Annotated in this window: 17 protein-coding genes and 2 pseudogenes; 6 read left to right on the plus strand and 13 right to left on the minus strand. The window is 33.6% G+C overall.

The genetic code is table 11. The annotated features are described in order from the left end of the window. Positions 1-580: 580 nt before the first annotated feature. The 3 genes from lgt to OPR50_RS03335 all read right to left on the minus strand — a co-directional run bounded on the left by lgt (position 581) and on the right by OPR50_RS03335 (position 3796). The gene (gene lgt / locus OPR50_RS03325; RefSeq protein ID WP_006280508.1) at positions 581-1372 is read right to left on the minus strand and encodes a prolipoprotein diacylglyceryl transferase; all 792 of its coding nucleotides are present in this window, start codon (positions 1370-1372) and stop codon (positions 581-583) included. A gap of 6 nt (positions 1373-1378) precedes the next feature. After that, a complete protein-coding gene (smpB, locus tag OPR50_RS03330) occupies positions 1379-1828 on the minus strand; it encodes an SsrA-binding protein SmpB (RefSeq protein WP_007548863.1) in 450 nt (149 codons plus the stop codon). Between the two features lie 120 nt (positions 1829-1948). After that, positions 1949-3796: an ankyrin repeat domain-containing protein gene (locus OPR50_RS03335; RefSeq protein WP_265024266.1), complete on the minus strand. Its 1848-nt coding sequence runs from the start codon at positions 3794-3796 to the stop codon at positions 1949-1951. A gap of 68 nt (positions 3797-3864) precedes the next feature. On the opposite strand from OPR50_RS03335, the gene OPR50_RS03340 reads away from it, so the two are divergent. Beyond that, positions 3865-4395, plus strand: coding sequence for a Na+/H+ antiporter subunit E (locus OPR50_RS03340; protein WP_006280659.1), 531 nt, complete (start codon positions 3865-3867; stop codon positions 4393-4395). On the opposite strand, the gene OPR50_RS03345 is transcribed toward OPR50_RS03340, so the two are convergent. Further along, complete coding sequence (locus OPR50_RS03345) at positions 4388-4804, minus strand: hypothetical protein (protein WP_010082489.1); 417 nt, start codon at positions 4802-4804, stop codon at positions 4388-4390. The genes OPR50_RS03340 and OPR50_RS03345 overlap by 8 nt on opposite strands. Positions 4805-5108: 304 nt before the next feature. Here OPR50_RS03345 and purN point away from each other — a divergent pair, with 304 nt between their 5' ends. Then, complete coding sequence (gene purN / locus OPR50_RS03350; protein ID WP_010082490.1) at positions 5109-5669, plus strand: phosphoribosylglycinamide formyltransferase; 561 nt, start codon at positions 5109-5111, stop codon at positions 5667-5669. A gap of 9 nt (positions 5670-5678) precedes the next feature. On the opposite strand, the gene OPR50_RS03355 is transcribed toward purN, so the two are convergent. Together OPR50_RS03355 and OPR50_RS03360 are read right to left on the minus strand one after the other, a co-directional pair. Further along, positions 5679-6998 carry a M16 family metallopeptidase gene (locus OPR50_RS03355; RefSeq protein WP_010962819.1) on the minus strand — a complete coding sequence of 440 codons (1320 nt, stop codon included), beginning with the start codon at positions 6996-6998 and terminating at the stop codon, positions 5679-5681. Beyond that, positions 6985-7194 (minus strand): annotated as a pseudogene (locus tag OPR50_RS03360) (insulinase family protein); the annotation flags it as partial. The gene OPR50_RS03355 and the pseudogene OPR50_RS03360, both read right to left, overlap by 14 nt. A gap of 91 nt (positions 7195-7285) precedes the next feature. On the opposite strand from OPR50_RS03360, the gene OPR50_RS03365 reads away from it, so the two are divergent. Both OPR50_RS03365 and OPR50_RS03370 read left to right on the plus strand, forming a co-directional pair. Beyond that, positions 7286-8611: an IS4 family transposase gene (locus OPR50_RS03365; protein WP_265023871.1), complete on the plus strand. Its 1326-nt coding sequence runs from the start codon at positions 7286-7288 to the stop codon at positions 8609-8611. A 24-nt stretch (positions 8612-8635) separates the two neighbouring features. Continuing rightward, entirely contained in the window at positions 8636-9151 is a 516-nt protein-coding gene (locus OPR50_RS03370; RefSeq protein ID WP_065095460.1) for an IS110 family transposase, read from the plus strand. A gap of 352 nt (positions 9152-9503) precedes the next feature. Here the strand turns inward: OPR50_RS03370 and tsaD are convergent, their stop codons facing one another. Continuing rightward, positions 9504-10511 (minus strand): tRNA (adenosine(37)-N6)-threonylcarbamoyltransferase complex transferase subunit TsaD, encoded by a 1008-nt coding sequence (tsaD, locus tag OPR50_RS03375; protein WP_182309476.1) that lies wholly within the window; start codon positions 10509-10511, stop codon positions 9504-9506. A gap of 298 nt (positions 10512-10809) precedes the next feature. Between tsaD and OPR50_RS08770 the strand changes: the two are divergent. Beyond that, positions 10810-10911 (plus strand): annotated as a pseudogene (locus OPR50_RS08770) (WPE palindromic element domain-containing protein); the annotation flags it as partial. A 39-nt stretch (positions 10912-10950) separates the two neighbouring features. Here the strand turns inward: OPR50_RS08770 and OPR50_RS03380 are convergent. Continuing rightward, positions 10951-11688: a WD_0702 family putative metalloprotease gene (locus OPR50_RS03380; protein WP_012673220.1), complete on the minus strand. Its 738-nt coding sequence runs from the start codon at positions 11686-11688 to the stop codon at positions 10951-10953. 888 nt (positions 11689-12576) lie between these two features. Here OPR50_RS03380 and OPR50_RS03385 point away from each other — a divergent pair. Continuing rightward, positions 12577-13902, plus strand: a complete 1326-nt coding sequence (locus tag OPR50_RS03385) for an IS4 family transposase (protein WP_265023871.1) — start codon at positions 12577-12579, stop codon at positions 13900-13902. On the opposite strand, the gene wmk (OPR50_RS03390) is transcribed toward OPR50_RS03385, so the two are convergent. The 5 genes from wmk (OPR50_RS03390) to wmk (OPR50_RS03410) all read right to left on the minus strand — a co-directional run bounded on the left by wmk (OPR50_RS03390) (position 13889) and on the right by wmk (OPR50_RS03410) (position 18788). Further along, positions 13889-14746, minus strand: coding sequence for a WO male-killing family protein Wmk (wmk, locus tag OPR50_RS03390; RefSeq protein WP_265024267.1), 858 nt, complete (start codon positions 14744-14746; stop codon positions 13889-13891). The genes OPR50_RS03385 and wmk (OPR50_RS03390) overlap by 14 nt on opposite strands. A gap of 25 nt (positions 14747-14771) precedes the next feature. Beyond that, complete coding sequence (gene wmk, locus OPR50_RS03395) at positions 14772-15665, minus strand: WO male-killing family protein Wmk (protein ID WP_265023934.1); 894 nt, start codon at positions 15663-15665, stop codon at positions 14772-14774. Positions 15666-15744: 79 nt separating this feature from the next. After that, positions 15745-16959 carry a hypothetical protein gene (locus OPR50_RS03400; RefSeq protein WP_265023935.1) on the minus strand — a complete coding sequence of 405 codons (1215 nt, stop codon included), beginning with the start codon at positions 16957-16959 and terminating at the stop codon, positions 15745-15747. A gap of 99 nt (positions 16960-17058) precedes the next feature. Then, the gene (locus tag OPR50_RS03405) at positions 17059-17715 is read right to left on the minus strand and encodes a JAB domain-containing protein (protein ID WP_264330402.1); all 657 of its coding nucleotides are present in this window, start codon (positions 17713-17715) and stop codon (positions 17059-17061) included. A 170-nt stretch (positions 17716-17885) separates the two neighbouring features. Further along, positions 17886-18788, minus strand: a complete 903-nt coding sequence (gene wmk / locus OPR50_RS03410; protein ID WP_265024268.1) for a WO male-killing family protein Wmk — start codon at positions 18786-18788, stop codon at positions 17886-17888. Positions 18789-18798 lie beyond the last annotated feature (10 nt).

Raw genomic sequence — 18798 nt, forward strand, 5'->3', positions numbered from 1 at the left:
GGAAATATAAACAATGGTAAAAAGAAGTATAGTTAATATTTCCTTCATTGCCTATAGCGAAGCTACGTCATACCGCGATTCATTCCATAGCTGTACGAACATTCATTTTTGAAGGTAAACTGCACAGCAAATGGTGTCATGAAAGTAGCTGACACTGGGATGGCTTTGTTGCATCGCTACTTATGAAAGGCTAACTATAATTAGGATTATAAGCAACTTATTGAAAATCTTGTTTTTTTGCAATCAATCTGATCAAATTTAAGAATAGTAATTTGTTATTTATATTAATAAATTTAATTCTATTGAAAATAGCTAAAGCATTGAAATTCTTGAATTTTAGCCAGATTAGTGAGTGGTAGTGAAATTTCTTTTACTCAAATTTAGGTATTCACTGACCGTTCTTATTATAAATACCAGAATAATAAGCTACTGATATTCTGCACCTTTTTTATCTTTAATCCATCATAGCTAGCGATGCAACAAAGCCCACCGATTCATTCTACTGCAACGCAGAAAATTCGTACAATTGTGCATAATGTGGGGCTTCTGGCTACATTTTTCTATTGAACTCACCTTTTCTCTATGTGACAGATTTCGTATTAAATTTTAAATTTAATGCGCCTAGATATACAAGCATTCCTAGCAAAACCATAGGTATAGAAAGCAACTGCCCCATAGTTAAATCAAGCCACAAATAGCCAATTTGATAGTCTGGTTCGCGAAAAAACTCAACGAAAAAACGTGCTATTCCATACCACATAACTGCAATACCAGTTAACGCACCGTGATACAGTCTTATTCTAGTTAAGAAAAACAGTGAATTTGCAACTGCAAAAAGTAGCAGTCCTTCAAAAAGTGCCTCATAAAGCTGGCTTGGATGATGCAGCAAATTATCACCACTCTCTGGAAATACCATACCCCATGGCATAGTTGTAACTCTGCCAAATAACTCTCCGTTTATAAAATTGCCTATGCGACCTAAAAATAAACCTATGGGAACTCCGCAAGAAACTAGGTCCAGTGCATAAAATATAGGAATGTTATGTCTTCTGCAGGAGATTATTACTGCAAGCAAAACTCCTATAGCACCGCCATGAAATGACATCCCTCCTTCCCAGGTCTTCAATATCTCGATAGGGTTGCTTATATAAAGAACTGGATCATATATCAATACGTAGCCAAGTCTACCTCCAAGGATAATACCTACAATAGTGGCTGTTAATAACGAATCGTAAAAATTCTTAGTAAATATTTTTTGGTCATCTAGCCTATGTAAATACCAATATGCAAACACTATACCCAAAACGTAGGCTAAGGAATACCAATATATAGAAACAGGACCGATGCTGAAAATTACTGGATTTAAAGACATATTTTGCTATAAATTATTTTTAGACAATCTACTTTTTTCACGATCCCACTCTCTCTGTTTTATGGTTGCTCTCTTATCGTAGAGTTTTTTTCCTTTTACAATGGCAATTTTAGTTTTTGCAAATCCTTTATCGTTAAAATAGACCGAAAGCGGCACAACAGTTATCCCAGCAGTCTTGATTTGACCAATTAGTTTATTTATCTCCTTTTTATGCAAGAGTAATTTACGTTCCCTTTTTGGTTTATGATTTTTTCGGTTCGCAGCTTTATATTCTGCAATATGCATATTGTGCAGCCATACTTCGCTATTCTTTTCAACAACGTAGGCGTCGGAAATATTTACTTTTCTTTCTCTTAGCGATTTAACTTCACTGCTTAATAAGACCATACCCGCTTCAAATTCTTCTAAGATGAAATATTCAAACCTTGCTTTCCTATTTTCTGCAATAACTTCCATATCTAAAGATATCTTTAAGCTTCAATATATTACAGAGTTTTTGACTTAATTCATAATAAAACAGTTATCCCAATAAATATAAGGTGCCAGGCTAGTCTGATAGCAACAGGATAACAAAAATCAAGTAAGTGCTTTTTCTGTCTCTCTAGGCACAAGTTCCTTTACTTCTTTCATTTCAGTTTTAGGCTTTGACATTATATATTGACCAGCACCAACTATGAGCGCAGATCCTGCAGCTAGTCCAATTATTGCTGGTACAGATAGGGCAGTAGCAAATGCAAGTGCAACACCAACTATCACTGCAGTTACAAAACACACAATAACACCTTTTACAATTGCATTTTTTGCAGATTGTTCTTTTTCTTTCACAATTGCATTTTTTCCAATTTGTTTTTCTTCCTTTTTCTCTGGAAGCTGCATTACATCTTTATTTTCAGTAAGATCCTTTGGCGTTTTTTTATTCTCATTTTTTAACGTTTGCTTTTTTTCCGCTTCCTCTAAAAGCTGAATTATACCTTGATATTTAGTAAGGTCTCTTGGCGTTTTTCCATCAACATCTTTTAATGAAGGGTCTGCTTCAGTGTGTAGCAGAACTTCCACCACTTTTATTTTGCCATTTTCAGCAGCAAGATGTAAAGGAGTACGTCTATCACCATTGTTTGCATTAACCTCTGCTCCTTTTGCGATTAGAGTTTTTACTACATCTTCGTGGCCATTTTTAGCAGCAAGATGTAAAGAAGTACGTCTATCACCATTTTTTGCATTAACCTTTGCTCCTTTTGCGATTAGAGTTTTTACTATATCTTCGTGGCCATTTTCAGCAGCAACATGCAAAGGAGTCCATCTATCAGCATCCTTTATATTAACATCTGCTTTCTCAACTAGAATTTTTACTACCTCTATGTGGTTATTTTCAGCAGCAAGATGTAAAGCAGTACATCTATTATCATTTTCTGCATTAACCTTTGCTCCTTTTTTGATTAGAATGTCTACTACATCTTTATGGCCCTCTCTGGCTGCAAGATGTAAAGGAGTACATCCATCATCATCTTTTGCATTAACGTTTACTCCTTTATTTAATAGGTTTTTCACCTCCTCCTCATTATTATGTTTAACAGCTGAATGCAAAGCTTTGATGTTCTCTTGTGCCTTTAATAGAGCTTCTTTTACCGCTTTATGGCCTTTTTGAGAAGCAAATGTTAAAGGAGTCCATTTATAATGGTCTTTCGCATTAACATCTGCTCCTTTTTCAATTAGAGTTTCTACTATATCTTTGCGGCCATTTGCAGCAGCAAGATGTAAAGAAGTCCACCCATCACTATTTTTTGCATCAACGTTGATTCCTTCTGCTTTTGATAGAACTTGTACTATCTCTTTGTGGCCATTTGTAATAGCAAGATGTAAAGGAGCCCATCCTTTATCATTTTCTGCATTAACATTTGCTCCTTTTTCAATTAGAGTTTCTACTATATCTTTGCGGCCATTTGCAGCAGCAAGATGTAAAGAAGTCCATCCATCACCATTTTTTGCATCAACAATTGCTCCTTTTCCAGTTAGAATGGTTACTACATCTTCGTGGCCATAGTGAGCAGCAATATGTAAAGGAGTAATTTTATTATCATGTTCTGCATTAATATCTGCTCCGTTTTCAATCAGAGCTTTTGCTACATTTGCACAGTTCCAATAAGAAGCAAGATGTAACAATTTGACTTCCTTAGAATTTTGACCACGAGATATAGTAAATATGTAATTTATGCCAGATCCACTATCATTGTCAGGTTTACTCTTTTCCCACTCTTGACATAAATCTGGATCTTCTTCTTGTAACTTAGCTTTTATTTTTTCAACTATATTGTCCTTGCTCAAATCTGAAAGGTCATTTATTTTTTTTAATATTTCCATAAATTTATCATATTCCATAACTTCCTCACTTAAAATACATAACTTAGTTGTTATATCTTTTAACATAGAAGTCAAGAACCTAAATATTCGTTATTATCTTTCCTTAAAGAGTCATTTTAGTTATATTACAGACTATGAAAAACCTCAACTTTAGGAAGGAAATCAAGTTTTTTTCTCTGTCATTTATAATTTTATTTGTTCTATGGACTGTATTGTCTGGTTATTTTGAGCCGTTTTTTATTTTTTGTGGAGTGTTTTCCTGTATATTCACATCGTTTATCTTTAGAAGGTTGATAAACGCTGAAAGAGCTCTTAGCCAGATTTTAAATAGTACGAGTAGACTGTCGTTTTATAAGTTAGTAAGTTATATACCATGGTTAATGTACCAAATCATTTTATCAAGTGTTTATGTAACAAAAAAGGTGCTACAACTCAAATCTAAGCTTGAGCCAATCATTATCCTAAGAAAATGCAAAGGGCATAATGATGAAAGCATTGCGTTATTTGCCAATTCAGTCACAATCACTCCCGGAACTTTAACTATCAATGTTGAAAGTAAGCAGAAAACATATTTCTCTACCATGTATTTGATAGATAAAGATCTTGAAAGCGGCATTTCTGAAATAGAAAATAAAATCTTAAAAATACTACGTTCAGTTAAGTAATTGCTTTAAATAAGTTAACAGCATCCTTATATTCCCTTACAAGACTTTCAAGCATTTCTTTTGGAAGGCTATTGTTAACAATAGAACATAAATAATTATACAAATCTTCTAACCTTAATACGTTATTTCTCTTCTTGCTGTTGAATTTATACGGAAAAATACCTTCCATAACTTCAATAGTAGTAGCCTTGTTTAAAAATACATTTTCACTTGTCACGCTTATTCTTGCTAAAACAGTGTTAATTTCAGGTTCGTCACTCGTATAAAAATCTGATAGCTGAGTTATTCTAATAACGTACAAAGTTACTATTTTTGACAAGCAATTATCAGCATATTCACAATTTTTTATTACCTCCCACTGAGTAACCTGAGATTTACCTATTTTTGCATTGTTCGGTAATTTACTCATTGAACTTTCTCCATTTAATCCAGTGTAATAAATTATACTAATACTTTGTTAAATAAATAATAACGCGATTACAAAAATATATACTTATAGTAGTATATTATACAAAAATAGCACAATATCTAAGCATTAAAGCTAGTTTTAGCTGGGTACATGGGGCTATTCGTTATTTTGTGTTGTCCAGTGAGGTCCAAAATTAGAGGTCCACTTATATAAAGAGTTTAGTCTGCCTTCTTTGCTATAAAATAAGTTTTCCTTTTGAGCTGTTTTGTTAGTATTAACTAAATTCTAAACTAACTGTGCTATAATGAAAAAGATAAAACTCGGAATACTAATTTCAGGTAGGGGGTCGAATATGCAGGCCTTAATAGAAGCATGTCAAGATCAGAATTTTTCCGCAGAAGTTGCATGTGTTATCACAAATAATAGCGAAGCTGCTGGTCTGAAAATAGCAGAGCAAGCAGGAATCTCAGCGTTTATTGTTAAAGATAAACCGCTTGATGCTGGTAAAATTCACGAAATACTTGTTCAACATAAGGTTGATTTAATTTGCCTTGCAGGGTTTATGAGAATTCTCAAAGCTGATTTTCTGAGTAAATGGCATAACAAGGTGATAAATATTCATCCCTCTTTACTTCCGTCTTTTAAAGGCCTAAACGCTCAAGAGCAAGCTCTAAAAGCAGGTGTAAAAATTACAGGTTGTACTGTACATTATGTCACTCCTGAAGTTGATGCTGGAGCCATAATTGCTCAAGTTGTTGTACCAGTGTTACCAGCTGATGATATTCAAAGCCTCTCAGAACGCATTCTAGCTGAGGAGCATAAGTGTTATGTAGAAGCAGTAAGGTCAATAGCAGAAGATATATGACTGTAATAATTATTGACCTTGAGCGTTTTTTCCAACTTCAACAAAAAATAAATTTTCAGGTTCCAGTAAAGAACTTGCCAGTTCGTTTACTTCCTCTAATTTAACATCATTAATGATATTCGCATAATTATTTATACGGTTAACATCACGATCATTTATCTGCATATTATCTAGCAGCGTTGCTGTATTTGTGTTATTGGACAGGAAAAGGACAAGATTATTTACCAAGCCAATTTTTGCATCCTTGAACAATTGTTCGTCAATTCCTTGCTTTTTTATTCTGCTAAATGTATCTTTTACTGCTGATATAGCTTTGCCAGCAGTAGAACTATCAGTACTTATAAATCCAGATATAATATTTCCATGTTTATTGGAAATAATACTTGCATAAACACCATAAGTAATACCCAAGTTTTGCCTCAGTTCTGTCATTAATATTGAATTCAGCCTCATGCCACCAAGTGCATCAATTAAGACACCAGCGTTATAATAATTAGGATCTTCATAAGCTATACCTTTTTGAGCAAAAAGTATCACACTCTGTGGTATATCCATAAAAATATTCTTACTTTCTGCAGAACCAAAATTATTTTTTACAGGTATTTTTCTAACTTTTGATCTTTTTGACGGCAATTTAGATAAATATTTATCTAATAGCGTAATAATTTCTTCTTTTTTTGTACAACCAGCAACACTGATAACTATGTTATCTTTAGCAAAATTACGCTTTATGTATGTTAAAACATCGTCTCTAGTAATGCTCATTATAGTATCAAGAGTACCGTACACACTTTTTGAGTAAGGATGTTTTTTAAACAATAACGTATCTAATTCTTTTCCAGCAACAAAATAAGGATTTTTTTCAAGATTATTAAAATCAACTTTGGCTTTCTCGAAAACTCTATTCAACCCTTCAGGGTCAACTTTAGGACGCATTATAGTATCGCTCAGTAATGAAATTGCTTCCTCTAGATTGTCAGACAAAGTATTTAATGAAACCCTAAATGCTTCTAAATCAGCAATAAAATTTAAACTAATCCCTTTATCTTCAAGCTTTTTCGCAAAATCTTTGGCATCATTTTTTCCTGCCCCTTCTTGGATTACAAGAGAAGTAAACCAAGCAAGCCCCTGTTTTTCCTTATTCTCATACACATAACCTGCATCCTTGAACGATATATTTAGTGAAACTTTTGGCAAATCATGATTTTCTACAAATAAAAACTTAAATCCTTTACGGGTAGTGACCTCCTCTATATTTAGGTTACCACTTGCTTGTAAATTAAAGCCTAGACAGAAAAAAAATAGAAATATAATTTTACTTATTCTCATTATTATCTCCTTTTGGTAATAAACGACCAATTAACTTATTAGCAGAAAAAATAGCACGGATTTTATTATTTACATCCTCTAGATTGACATCATTAATCTTGCTATATGAAATATCTATTTCATCAAGTGGAATACCAAGTGCAAGGTGTGGCACATAGAACATCGCTATATGAGTTAAGTTAGATAGATTATCAAACCATACGCGTCAAGTTAAGGAAATAAAGGTATGAAAGAGATAGAATAATAAGGTATAAGTTCTCCCAGATATACTTTTAGTGAGAGAACCAATGAATAAAATAACTTGCTTATCAAAAAAGCTCAAAGAAATTTTTAATGAAAAAGCAGAGAAAATCTCAATTACAACAAGGTTTATAAAAAGAAAGAGAAAGCTAAAAGGTTCATCATTCGTAAAAGCCATGGTCTTGGGTAATATAGGAGTTGATAATTGTAGCGTAGAAACAATGTGTCAATTACTAAACGAGGACTCGATAGATATAACAAAACAAGGTTTGGATTTTAGATTTACTGAAGAAGCAGTGGAATTTATGAAAAGGATGTATAATGAATCTGTGATTCTCTTTAAAAATATCTTGCAAGTTGATTGCAAAATCTTACAGCAATTTAATAGTGTTAAATTATTGGACAGTAGCTATATTACTCTACCTAACAGTATGGAAGAGATGTATAAAGGTTATGGTACTAGCTACAGTGGCTATGAAAGCAATACTAAGTCTGGAATAAAGTTACAATTAGTTTTCGACTACATGAATCAGATAATAGACCAACTTAATTTAACGGAGGGGGTAAGATCAGACCAGGGATATAGGAAACATTTAAGTAATATATTAAGCAATGATTTGCTAATATCTGATCTCGGTTATTTTGTGCCAAGTTCTTTTAAACAAATCAATGAAATAGGAGCTTATTTCATAAGTCGTTATAAATCCGATACCAACATATATGATGTAGAAACAAATCAAAAAATGGAGTTATTAGAATGTTTAGAGGATAAGTTATTTTTAGAAAACGAGGTATTGTTAGGAAAAGAAGCAAAAATTAGAGTAAGAATTATATGTCAGAAACTAACTGAAGAACAGTCTATGGCCAGAAGAAGGAAAGCTAATAGATTAGCAAGATCGCAGGGATATACATCCTCTAAAAGAAATCAAAAATTGTTGAACTGGTCAATATTTATAACTAATGTTCCAGAAAATAAAATTAGTGCTGAGCAAGTATTAACGATTTACAGAGTAAGGTGGCAAATTGAGTTATTATTTAAATTGTATAAAAGCCATATCAGGCTTGATAAGCTAAAAGGAAAGCCATGCAGAGTATTATGTGAACTATATGCTAAATTGTGCGCAATTCTTATATTTCACGGCATAGTTGGTTGCACAGAAGTGAAAAAGAATACAGAACTTAGCTTAACAAAGGCATTTATTGAGCTAAAAAGGCGGGTTAGAGAGTTATTTTTAGTATTAACCAAAATTAATAGTTTAAAAGCATTTCTTAAAAAACTCACTATAACTTGGTCGCGATTTTCATTAAAAGACAAACGTAGAAGGGCTAGAGTATCCACTTTAACCTCTCTAAATTTGCTCACAATCTCTTAACTTGACGCGTATGGTTGAAGATACATGGTCGATAAAGGATCAAAATTTGAAACTTTCGCTTTAAGAATACAAGAGGCAATAAATAATTTGGATGAAATCAGTAGGAGTTCAATTGAAGCGTTAGTTTGTAGTTTGGAAGCAATAGAAAAGTCATTAAGAAAGCTTGACAAAATGCTTTCAGAACAAGGTGAAAAAGACGATGATTGTAAATTGTTAACTACTGTTCCAGGAGTGGGGATTATAGTAGCAATGACGTATAAAGCTGCAATTGATAACCCACATAGGTTTGAGAAATCTGATACAGTTGGAGCATATATAGGGTTGACACCAAGGCAATATTCTTCTGGAGAAGTTGATCGGCATGGCAGCATATCAAAGATGGGACCAGCGGAATGTAGAAGTATGTTATATGAAGCTGCACAAACAATGCTTACAGTTACCAAGAGGACATTTAAATTAAAAAACTGGGGTTGCGAAGAAAAAAGGAATGAAAAAAGCAATTGTAGCAGTAGCAAGAAAATTAGCTGTAATTATGCATAGGATGTTGGTTGATAAAACAGAATTTTATTATCAATAAACATCAAAAGAGCATAGGACAATAATTTTATTGAAAATAAAGATAGCAATGCCGATGGAAGGGACAAGCAAGAACTTAGTTAGACTTCGTGGTAAATATGTTGCCGTCCACTTCCGCCTAACAAGTATAATGCGGCTTGACAAATTTATTGTCATCTCAGACCGCGGAGAGAACCATATGCTACTTTTAACTTATGTAAAATTACCAAGGATTATGGAGAAGATATGCTGTTTTGATTTGTGTGAAAATTATTGTTGACTTATGTGCAATTAGAGAACCTAAGTCACTTTAGCTATAATTCAGAATTGAGAGCTTTTAATAACTCTCTAACTCCCACTTAGGTCTTGGTGCAAAATTAAGTGGATCTATATAATTTTTCTGTAACCTTTCAATTCCTGTCCATCCAACCATAATTGCATTGTCTGTACATAGGTCGTTAGGGGGAAAAAATATGTTTAAGTTTATGTGTTGTTTTAATTTTTCTCTCAAGAAATTATTTGCTGCAACTCCGCCGGTAATCACAAAGTCATTGATTTTGATATTTAAAGATTCGGCCATAATAATCGCATTACTAACCCTGTCCAGCAGTATGTCACTAATACACTCTTGAAACGAAGCACATACATCACACACATCTTGCTCGCTCATTTTAAGTTCTTGTACTAAGTTTTTTACTGCTGTTTTAATCCCAGAAAACGAAAAGTTACATCCAGAACGTTTTATCATTGCCCTTGGCAGTTTGAATCTTGTGCCATTGCCTTTTTTAGCCAACTTTTCAATTAATGGGCCTCCTGGGTAGCTTAAACCCAGCATCTTAGCAACTTTATCAAATGCTTCTCCTAGTGAATCATCGAGCGTTTCTCCAAGTTTAATGTATTTACCTACATCCTGTGCAATTAAAAATTGACAGTGACCACCTGATATTAGTAGGACTAAAAATGGAAATTTTACCTCATGCAGTAACCTAATAACCAATGCATGCGCTTCTAAGTGATTCACTGCAATGAACGGTTTTTGTGCTACATGCGCAATTGCTTTAGCCATCATTGTACCAACTATTAATCCACCTATGAGTCCTGGTCCTGATGTTGCTGCAATTGCATTGAGGTCACAAAAGTTAAGGTTAGATTTTTTTACAGCGCTTTTTATCAGGCCACTTAAATGTTCCATATGAGCACGTGAAGCTATCTCAGGAATCACCCCACCGCGTTTTTTGTGTTCTACTTGAGAAAGAATCTTGTGAGCAAGGACTTGCTTGTCACTATTTACAATCGCTACTGCAGTTTCGTCGCAGCTTGTTTCAACAGCTAAAATGGTTTTCATGTATATTTAGTTACTGTATTACCAAAACTATACTTTGAAACGCTGTAGAAGTTAACTGCAAAGTTAACTTCTATAGCTAAAAGATTTACCGACAACCGTCATTCCGCTACGTGTTAGCTGATGAGATACCGCGCACAACTGTACGAACATTCATTCTTAAAGGTAAACTGCACAGCAAATGGTGTCATTCCAGTGCTTGACACTGGAATCCAGCCTTGCCGTAATCTCATCAAGAACGTTGTGTTTTAACATAAGATCAGCCACTTTTATGCTCACCAACTTAGTGCCCAATCCAAATTCCTGGATTCCAGTGTCAAGCACTGGAATGACACCATCTACTACTCAAATTACCTGCAAATTGCAATGTTCGTACACCAAAAGAATGAATCGCGGTATGACGGTTCGCGGCGGCATGACCTAGGAAAACCTGCACTATAAGCTAATCATCATCTCCAAATATAGAGCTAATTTTTTTGCCCCCAGGAGAAAATTTATTAGTCCAACTGCTTTGCACTTTGGTTACGTCTTTAGTGGCAGTTTTATTGCTGTATTCCTTGATTTCCTTATCTATTCTCTCCATCATTTGTGAATCAAGGTAGCTCTTTTTCCATTGGCCAGTAGCAAGGAACACTTTGTTTAAGTCTTGAGTGCGGATTAAGTATTCTTTATCTTTAGGGTAAACCTCCTGCGCCCAAGCAAATAGCTCAAAATAGCGTGCAAATAATTCAGATGCACGTGATTTTGCAGTTTGATAAGCCTGTATCTCCTTAAATATAACTTGGCCGATAATTTTCTGCACAAGAATATTTGCTTGCTTTAGGTTCTGCTCAATATCCTGGTAAACTTTATGGAGGAATTCCTGCTCCAAATTTAAGTTCAGTTCATTTTCAACCATGTGTGAAAGTTCATGCACTATAATGTATGGGTTTGACTTCCTCAGTACAATAACATATCTATTTACACTGGAAGACCTGATTGTCTTACACACTCCCTCTTCCATATCCACTAATCCCTCTTGGTATATTTCAAATGAGAGCCTATTTTGCTTTATTAGTGATAAAGTGAGGTTTAATGTGTTTCTAAACTTCTCAAATTGATAGAGATATTCGACATACCGTATTGCATTTTCACTGCTTCCTACTTGAGTTGCTTGTTTTATTAAATTCCTGATTAGCATACCTTATTATTAAAGGAATTCTTTTTATACTCAAGAATTGATTGGCTACAAAGTGTTTTTAGGAAGCCTGATTGCATAGCTAAAGTAATTCATGTTTACTGATAACCGTCATACCGCGATTCATTCCATAGCTGTACGAACATTGTGATTTGAGAGCAATTTCCATAAGGGAGGATGTCATTCCAGTGCTTGGCACTGGAATCCAGCCTTTCCATAATCATCAAAACATTGTATTTTAACGTAAAACAGCTATTTTTATGCTCACCAACTTAATAAAATTCCTGGATCCAAGTAGTCAGGGCACTGGGATGACATTACAGGGGCACTGAAATGACACCATTTTCGGTCTCTTAAATTGCTTTAGCCATAAATATTTAAGAAATTTACTAAATAAAAAAAAGGTAAAAGAAGCCCCGTGGTGGTTGGCTATTTACTATGTACTAAAATATCGGCGTTTTTTTTATTCTAAAACGCTTGATTAAGAGCGATTTAGCTGCTTTTAACTTGCAACTAACCTACACCGCAAGTGTTTAAGAAATTTACTAAGCAGGAAAAAAGGCAAAGAAACCCCGTAGTAGCTAGCATTCAAATTCTCCCTTGTCAATTTGACGTTTTTTGCTGTCTTAAACGCTTTGTAAGCGCGTTTCGGCTTATATAGGTAAAAACCTAAAAATTTTTAAAGACATGCGATGCACGTAGTGCGAAAAATTAAACATGAGACGCCAAATACCCTAAGTTTTTTGTCATTAACCTGCACAGATTGCGAAGATAAATAAATAGCTTCACTGTTATGATAAGCATACGCGTCAAGTTAAGGAAATAAAGGTATGAAAGAGATAGAATAATAAGGTATAAGTTCTCCCAGATATACTTTTAGTGAGAGAACCAATGAATAAAATAACTTGCTTATCAAAAAAGCTCAAAGAAATTTTTAATGAAAAAGCAGAGAAAATCTCAATTACAACAAGGTTTATAAAAAGAAAGAGAAAGCTAAAAGGTTCATCATTCGTAAAAGCCATGGTCTTGGGTAATATAGGAGTTGATAATTGTAGCGTAGAAACAATGTGTCAATTACTAAACGAGGACTCGATAGATATAACAAAACAAGGTTTGGATTTTAGATTTACTGAAGAAGCAGTGGAATTTATGAAAAGGATGTATAATGAATCTGTGATTCTCTTTAAAAATATCTTGCAAGTTGATTGCAAAATCTTACAGCAATTTAATAGTGTTAAATTATTGGACAGTAGCTATATTACTCTACCTAACAGTATGGAAGAGATGTATAAAGGTTATGGTACTAGCTACAGTGGCTATGAAAGCAATACTAAGTCTGGAATAAAGTTACAATTAGTTTTCGACTACATGAATCAGATAATAGACCAACTTAATTTAACGGAGGGGGTAAGATCAGACCAGGGATATAGGAAACATTTAAGTAATATATTAAGCAATGATTTGCTAATATCTGATCTCGGTTATTTTGTGCCAAGTTCTTTTAAACAAATCAATGAAATAGGAGCTTATTTCATAAGTCGTTATAAATCCGATACCAACATATATGATGTAGAAACAAATCAAAAAATGGAGTTATTAGAATGTTTAGAGGATAAGTTATTTTTAGAAAACGAGGTATTGTTAGGAAAAGAAGCAAAAATTAGAGTAAGAATTATATGTCAGAAACTAACTGAAGAACAGTCTATGGCCAGAAGAAGGAAAGCTAATAGATTAGCAAGATCGCAGGGATATACATCCTCTAAAAGAAATCAAAAATTGTTGAACTGGTCAATATTTATAACTAATGTTCCAGAAAATAAAATTAGTGCTGAGCAAGTATTAACGATTTACAGAGTAAGGTGGCAAATTGAGTTATTATTTAAATTGTATAAAAGCCATATCAGGCTTGATAAGCTAAAAGGAAAGCCATGCAGAGTATTATGTGAACTATATGCTAAATTGTGCGCAATTCTTATATTTCACGGCATAGTTGGTTGCACAGAAGTGAAAAAGAATACAGAACTTAGCTTAACAAAGGCATTTATTGAGCTAAAAAGGCGGGTTAGAGAGTTATTTTTAGTATTAACCAAAATTAATAGTTTAAAAGCATTTCTTAAAAAACTCACTATAACTTGGTCGCGATTTTCATTAAAAGACAAACGTAGAAGGGCTAGAGTATCCACTTTAACCTCTCTAAATTTGCTCACAATCTCTTAACTTGACGCGTATGCTTTTTTGAACATTCCCTGATTTTCTCTGCTTTTTTAACTTTTTCCTTGCCACTTTTCATATCTTCAGATAGAGATTTGACTAATGATTCTTGTTCTCCGTACTCATCCATTAAACTCAATAGCTTTTTGCTTTCTCTTGTTTTAGGTAGCAGAACTTTAATATTCACTGATAATGCATCTGATATTTCATATAATTTATCAAATGTTATAGCAGTATACCCTCTTTCATAGTCGTGTATTTCCTTGAGTGTTAAACCAACTTTATCCGCCAAATCTTTTTGAGTGTATCTCCTTATCAATCTCCATTCTCTTATTCTTTGCCCTACTCTGTAGTATATAGAATCAGTGCAGACTTCTTTCTCTGTATTATCATACTCGTAAATAGATAAGCCGGTTGCTTGGGAAATTATGTCAACTGAAACTCCTTCTTTAACTAGATTTTTTGCTACTTCTAATCTTGCCTCCTCTTGATTGATTTTCTCGCTAATATGAACAAACCTGATTAATGAAGGTACTATTTTGCCTAACTTTTGATTCTCATATATTTTTGTTAGATAGAGTATTTCTTCGTCTTCATCTTCATACTCTCTTACTGTTATTGGTTTAGGTAATAGATCTACAACATTAACTGACAGTACTCTTGCTATTACATATAGTACTTCAATCGTAATAGGAATATACCCATTTTCATAATTGGTTACTTCTTTATATGCTAATCCGATTTTACTTGCTAACTCTGCTTGAGTACACCTTTGCATTAATCTACAATCTTCTATTTTTTGCCCTATTTTATAACTTATAGAACTAATATCTCTTACAGAAACAAACATATATACCTTACTTAGAAATAAATTTTCATGCAATTTGATCAGTGGATAAACCAACTATTTGCAAAATAATATCAATAGAAATTCCCCCTTTTACTAAATCCTTTGCAACTTTAATCCTTTCTATCTCTCTCACTTTCTCCTCACAAATACGTATTCCCTCAAACAGAGATTTTATTAGTGCATTACGTAGTTCTTGGCTCTCAATTTCTTTGTATTCTTTAATCAAATCAGGTAGCTCATTTTTCACTTTACTCCCTTCCTCTATTAGTAGATCCATAATATTAATCGATAATGCTTCTGCCATTTCATATAATTTATCAAGTGGAACAGCAGTCCTTCCTTGCTCATAGTTACTTATTTCATCACGTGTTGTAGTCATTTTCTCTGCTAAATCCTTTTGAGTGCACTCTCTTACCAGTCTCCATTCCTTTATCTTTTTGCCTATTTGGTAGTAGATAGAACCAACTTTTTCTTCAACACATTCATCAGCAGACAGACCAATTGTTTTTGCAACAATATCAACAGAAACTCCTGCTTTAACCAGACTCTTTGCAATTTTTATTTTTTCCGATTTTCTACTACTTTTCTCACTAATTTGGACAAATTTGGTTAGCAAACAAAACATCTTACGTAACTCCTGATCGTTAATCTTTTTATATTCTCTTACTAGATTTAATATTTCTTCTTCATCTTCAAGACAGCTTTTTGATACAGGAATAAGATCCGTAATACTGATTGATAGTGCCTCAGTTATAGCATACAACCTTTCAATTGGAACTCTACGATTCCCTTTCTCATATTGCAATATCACCCAGTATTTTACACCAATTTTCTCTGCTAAATCTTTCTGAGTGTACCCTCGCTCTAACCTCCAGCTTTTTAATTTTTGCCCTACTTTATAATCTAGACTTTTTTCCACAAAAAGAACCTTGCATATAATATTTTCTATTATAGCTCAAAGGCTCCAGATATAATAGCCAGACTCTGGAACCTTTAAATTAAAGTGCCCTACAAGTTTCTTTACTATTTTCACGTACTTTGTCTGCCCATGAAAACAATTTTTCACTTGGGCTATCAACCTCCTTCATAAGCTGCTTGCTATTCCATATGCCACACCTCATAAAACTTCCCTTTTCTACTGCTTCTTGAAGTTTCACTCCTCCAAAAAGGCAGTTTTTTCCTATTTCTTCGCCTCTTTTTTGTAATTCAGCCCACATTTCCTTGTTTTCTACTCTGACTTGTACTTGATCATATTTTTTTACATCGTGGTACAATATAATATTTAGCTTACCAATGCTTGTAGGAAATTCTAACATGATAGAGCTTTCATCTGACATATCGATATAGTTTCTTATACCTCCCTTCTCACTTTTAACCTCAACTGCATCATTGCCAATTTTTAAAATATTAATTCCTAACTCTCTCAGTATTTTGGCTACCTCTACCTTGCTATCCCCAGAAAATTCTATATACGATGTTGTATTATCTATCTCAACATCTATTAATTCTCCTTCTTGCATAGCATTTTCGCCAGCTTTCTCTAGTTCTTCTAGTCTCTCATCTATCTGTGGCTGAACTTCTGGCTGTAGCTCATTATAGATTTCACCTATTAGTTTATTCTGCAATAAAGTATCATGAAAATCTGCACCACTTAGCATTAATTTACGCATTATCTTTTTTCGATCAGTCTTATCAAATTTATGAAAATGTGTACCCAATACTACATACTCTGCAATGCTCCATTCCCCATCGTTATATGCATTTATTCTTGCTCCAGAGGCTAGTACTTGGTCTATAGTTTTGTGCAATTCATTTACGTTTTTTGCCTCTACCACTTCACTTTTAAACCAGCTCAACTTTTCGCTTTCGCTTATACTTGGCTTTATTTTTTGCAAAGCTGAAGCAAATGGATTTAACCCTTCTGGATAATCTGCTTGATTACTCAAAGGTTTTGTGCCATAAATATAGTCAAATCCTTTCCCATAGTTGATTTGGTTTTCGCGAACTTCTCTACAAGGGAAAGGTACTACTTCCTTATCTCCAAGCTTTTTAGCATTATTAATTTTGCTTACAAAGGTGGATTGCTCCTTAGTACGACCAATTCCTACAATAGCATTTAACATCTCACCTTTTGATAATCTATCAAGATCAACGTTTAACTCGTAAACACCCCCCTCTTTATCACTAAAAGGTACAATTATTTTATTATTCATATTAGCCTCCGCTATTAAATATACTTTCTAAGTGTATAGTTATTATACACTGTATTACTTATTATAAATTATAGTGAGTAGATTTGCAAATACTTTCTGCTATAACAATCCGTTTTCTCTAAAGCTAAAATAGCCACCACTTGTGATGATAATGTGATCAAATAACCTAACGCTTACAGTACTACATGCTGCTGCTAAGCTCTTCGTTACTTCTTGATCTTCTTCTGATGGTTCTAAGCGTCCCCCAGGATGGTTGTGTGACATTATTACTAATGTTGCATTCTTTATTAATGCTTTTCTTATAATTTCCTTTATGTATACTGGTGCTTTTTCCATTTCACCAATATAGGATTCTTCTCCAATTAGTTGACGCCTTTTATTCAAGTACAGTATTTTTACACATTCCCTCTCTGCATGACCTATACTTACGTTTAAGTACTCTACTAGCCCTTGTAAGTCCATTATTGGCTCACTCTTAAGCTTTTCTTTCAGTACCCTTTCTAGTGTTTCCTTAACACACATAATCATTGCTACTGCAGAATCAGTTACTCCTTCTATAACTTTCAGGTCATCCATTTCTCGGCCTAAAATCCTTCCTACTCCCGTATAAGTGTTCACCAGATTTTTAGCAATTTCTTGAGCTTGTGGTCTTTCATGTACTGCACTTAAAAACGTTTCCATTATTTCACGATCAAGTAGTGCTTTGCCTTTGCTTTCTAATATTCTGAATTCGATTTCTTCTTTACTTTTATTCATATAATTTACCCTTCACTAACAACAAACTTTTTTTAAATATTTACTGCTGTTTTTTTATCAGCATTGGCATAGAGCCATAGCTTTCGAGTGAAGTCAAATCAATTTTTCAATCTTTTTTACTTATTTTTTCATTAAGAAGTAAAAATATTAATATATAATGATTTTTTATTTTAAATTTGTTGAATTTCGTTCAAAGAGATGCCTACCGCTTGCAAAATAATATCAACAGAAATTCCTTCTTTTACTAAATCTTTTGCAATTTTGATTCTTTCTTCTTCTCTAATTTTCTCCTCACAAATTTGTATGCTTTCAAACAGAGATTTTATTAGCGCATAGCGTAATTCTTGACTCTCAATTTTTTTGTATTCTTTTATTAAATCAGGTAGCTCACTTTCTACTATCTCATCTTCCTCTATGAGCAGATCTGTAATGCTAATTGATAATGTTTCTGCTATTGCATATAATTTTTCCAGTGGAATGGCCACACGTCCTTGCTCATAGTTGCTTATTTCATCACGTGTTGTATCCATTTTCTCAGCCAAATCCTTTTGAGTATACTCCCGTACTGCCCTCCACTCCTTTATCTTTTTGCCTATTTGGTAGTAGATAGAACCAACTTTTTCTTCAACACATTCATCAGCAGACAGACCAATTGTTTTTGCAACAATATCAACAGAAACTCCTGCTTTAACCAGACTCTTTGCAATTTTTATTTTTTCCGATTTTCTACTACTTTTCTCACTAATTTGGACAAATTTGGTTAGCAAACAAAACATTCTACGTAACTCCTGATTATTAATCGTTTTATATTTTCTTATTAGATTTAGTTCCTCATTTTTAAAGCAGGCTTTCTCATTTGATACAGGAATTAGGTCTACAATACCAATCGACAATATCTCTGCTATAGCATACAATTTTTCAATCGAAATTTTACGTGTTCCTTTTTCATATTGTAGTACTACTTGATACGTTACACTGACTTTCTTCGCTAAATCTTTTTGAGTATATCCTCGCTTTAACCTCCAGTTCCTTACTTTTTGTGCTATCTGATACCTTATTGAGATGTTTGCCATAAATATTATA

This window comes from Wolbachia endosymbiont (group A) of Epagoge grotiana (assembly GCF_947251775.1).
Classification (GTDB): Bacteria; Pseudomonadota; Alphaproteobacteria; order Rickettsiales; family Anaplasmataceae; genus Wolbachia; species Wolbachia pipientis.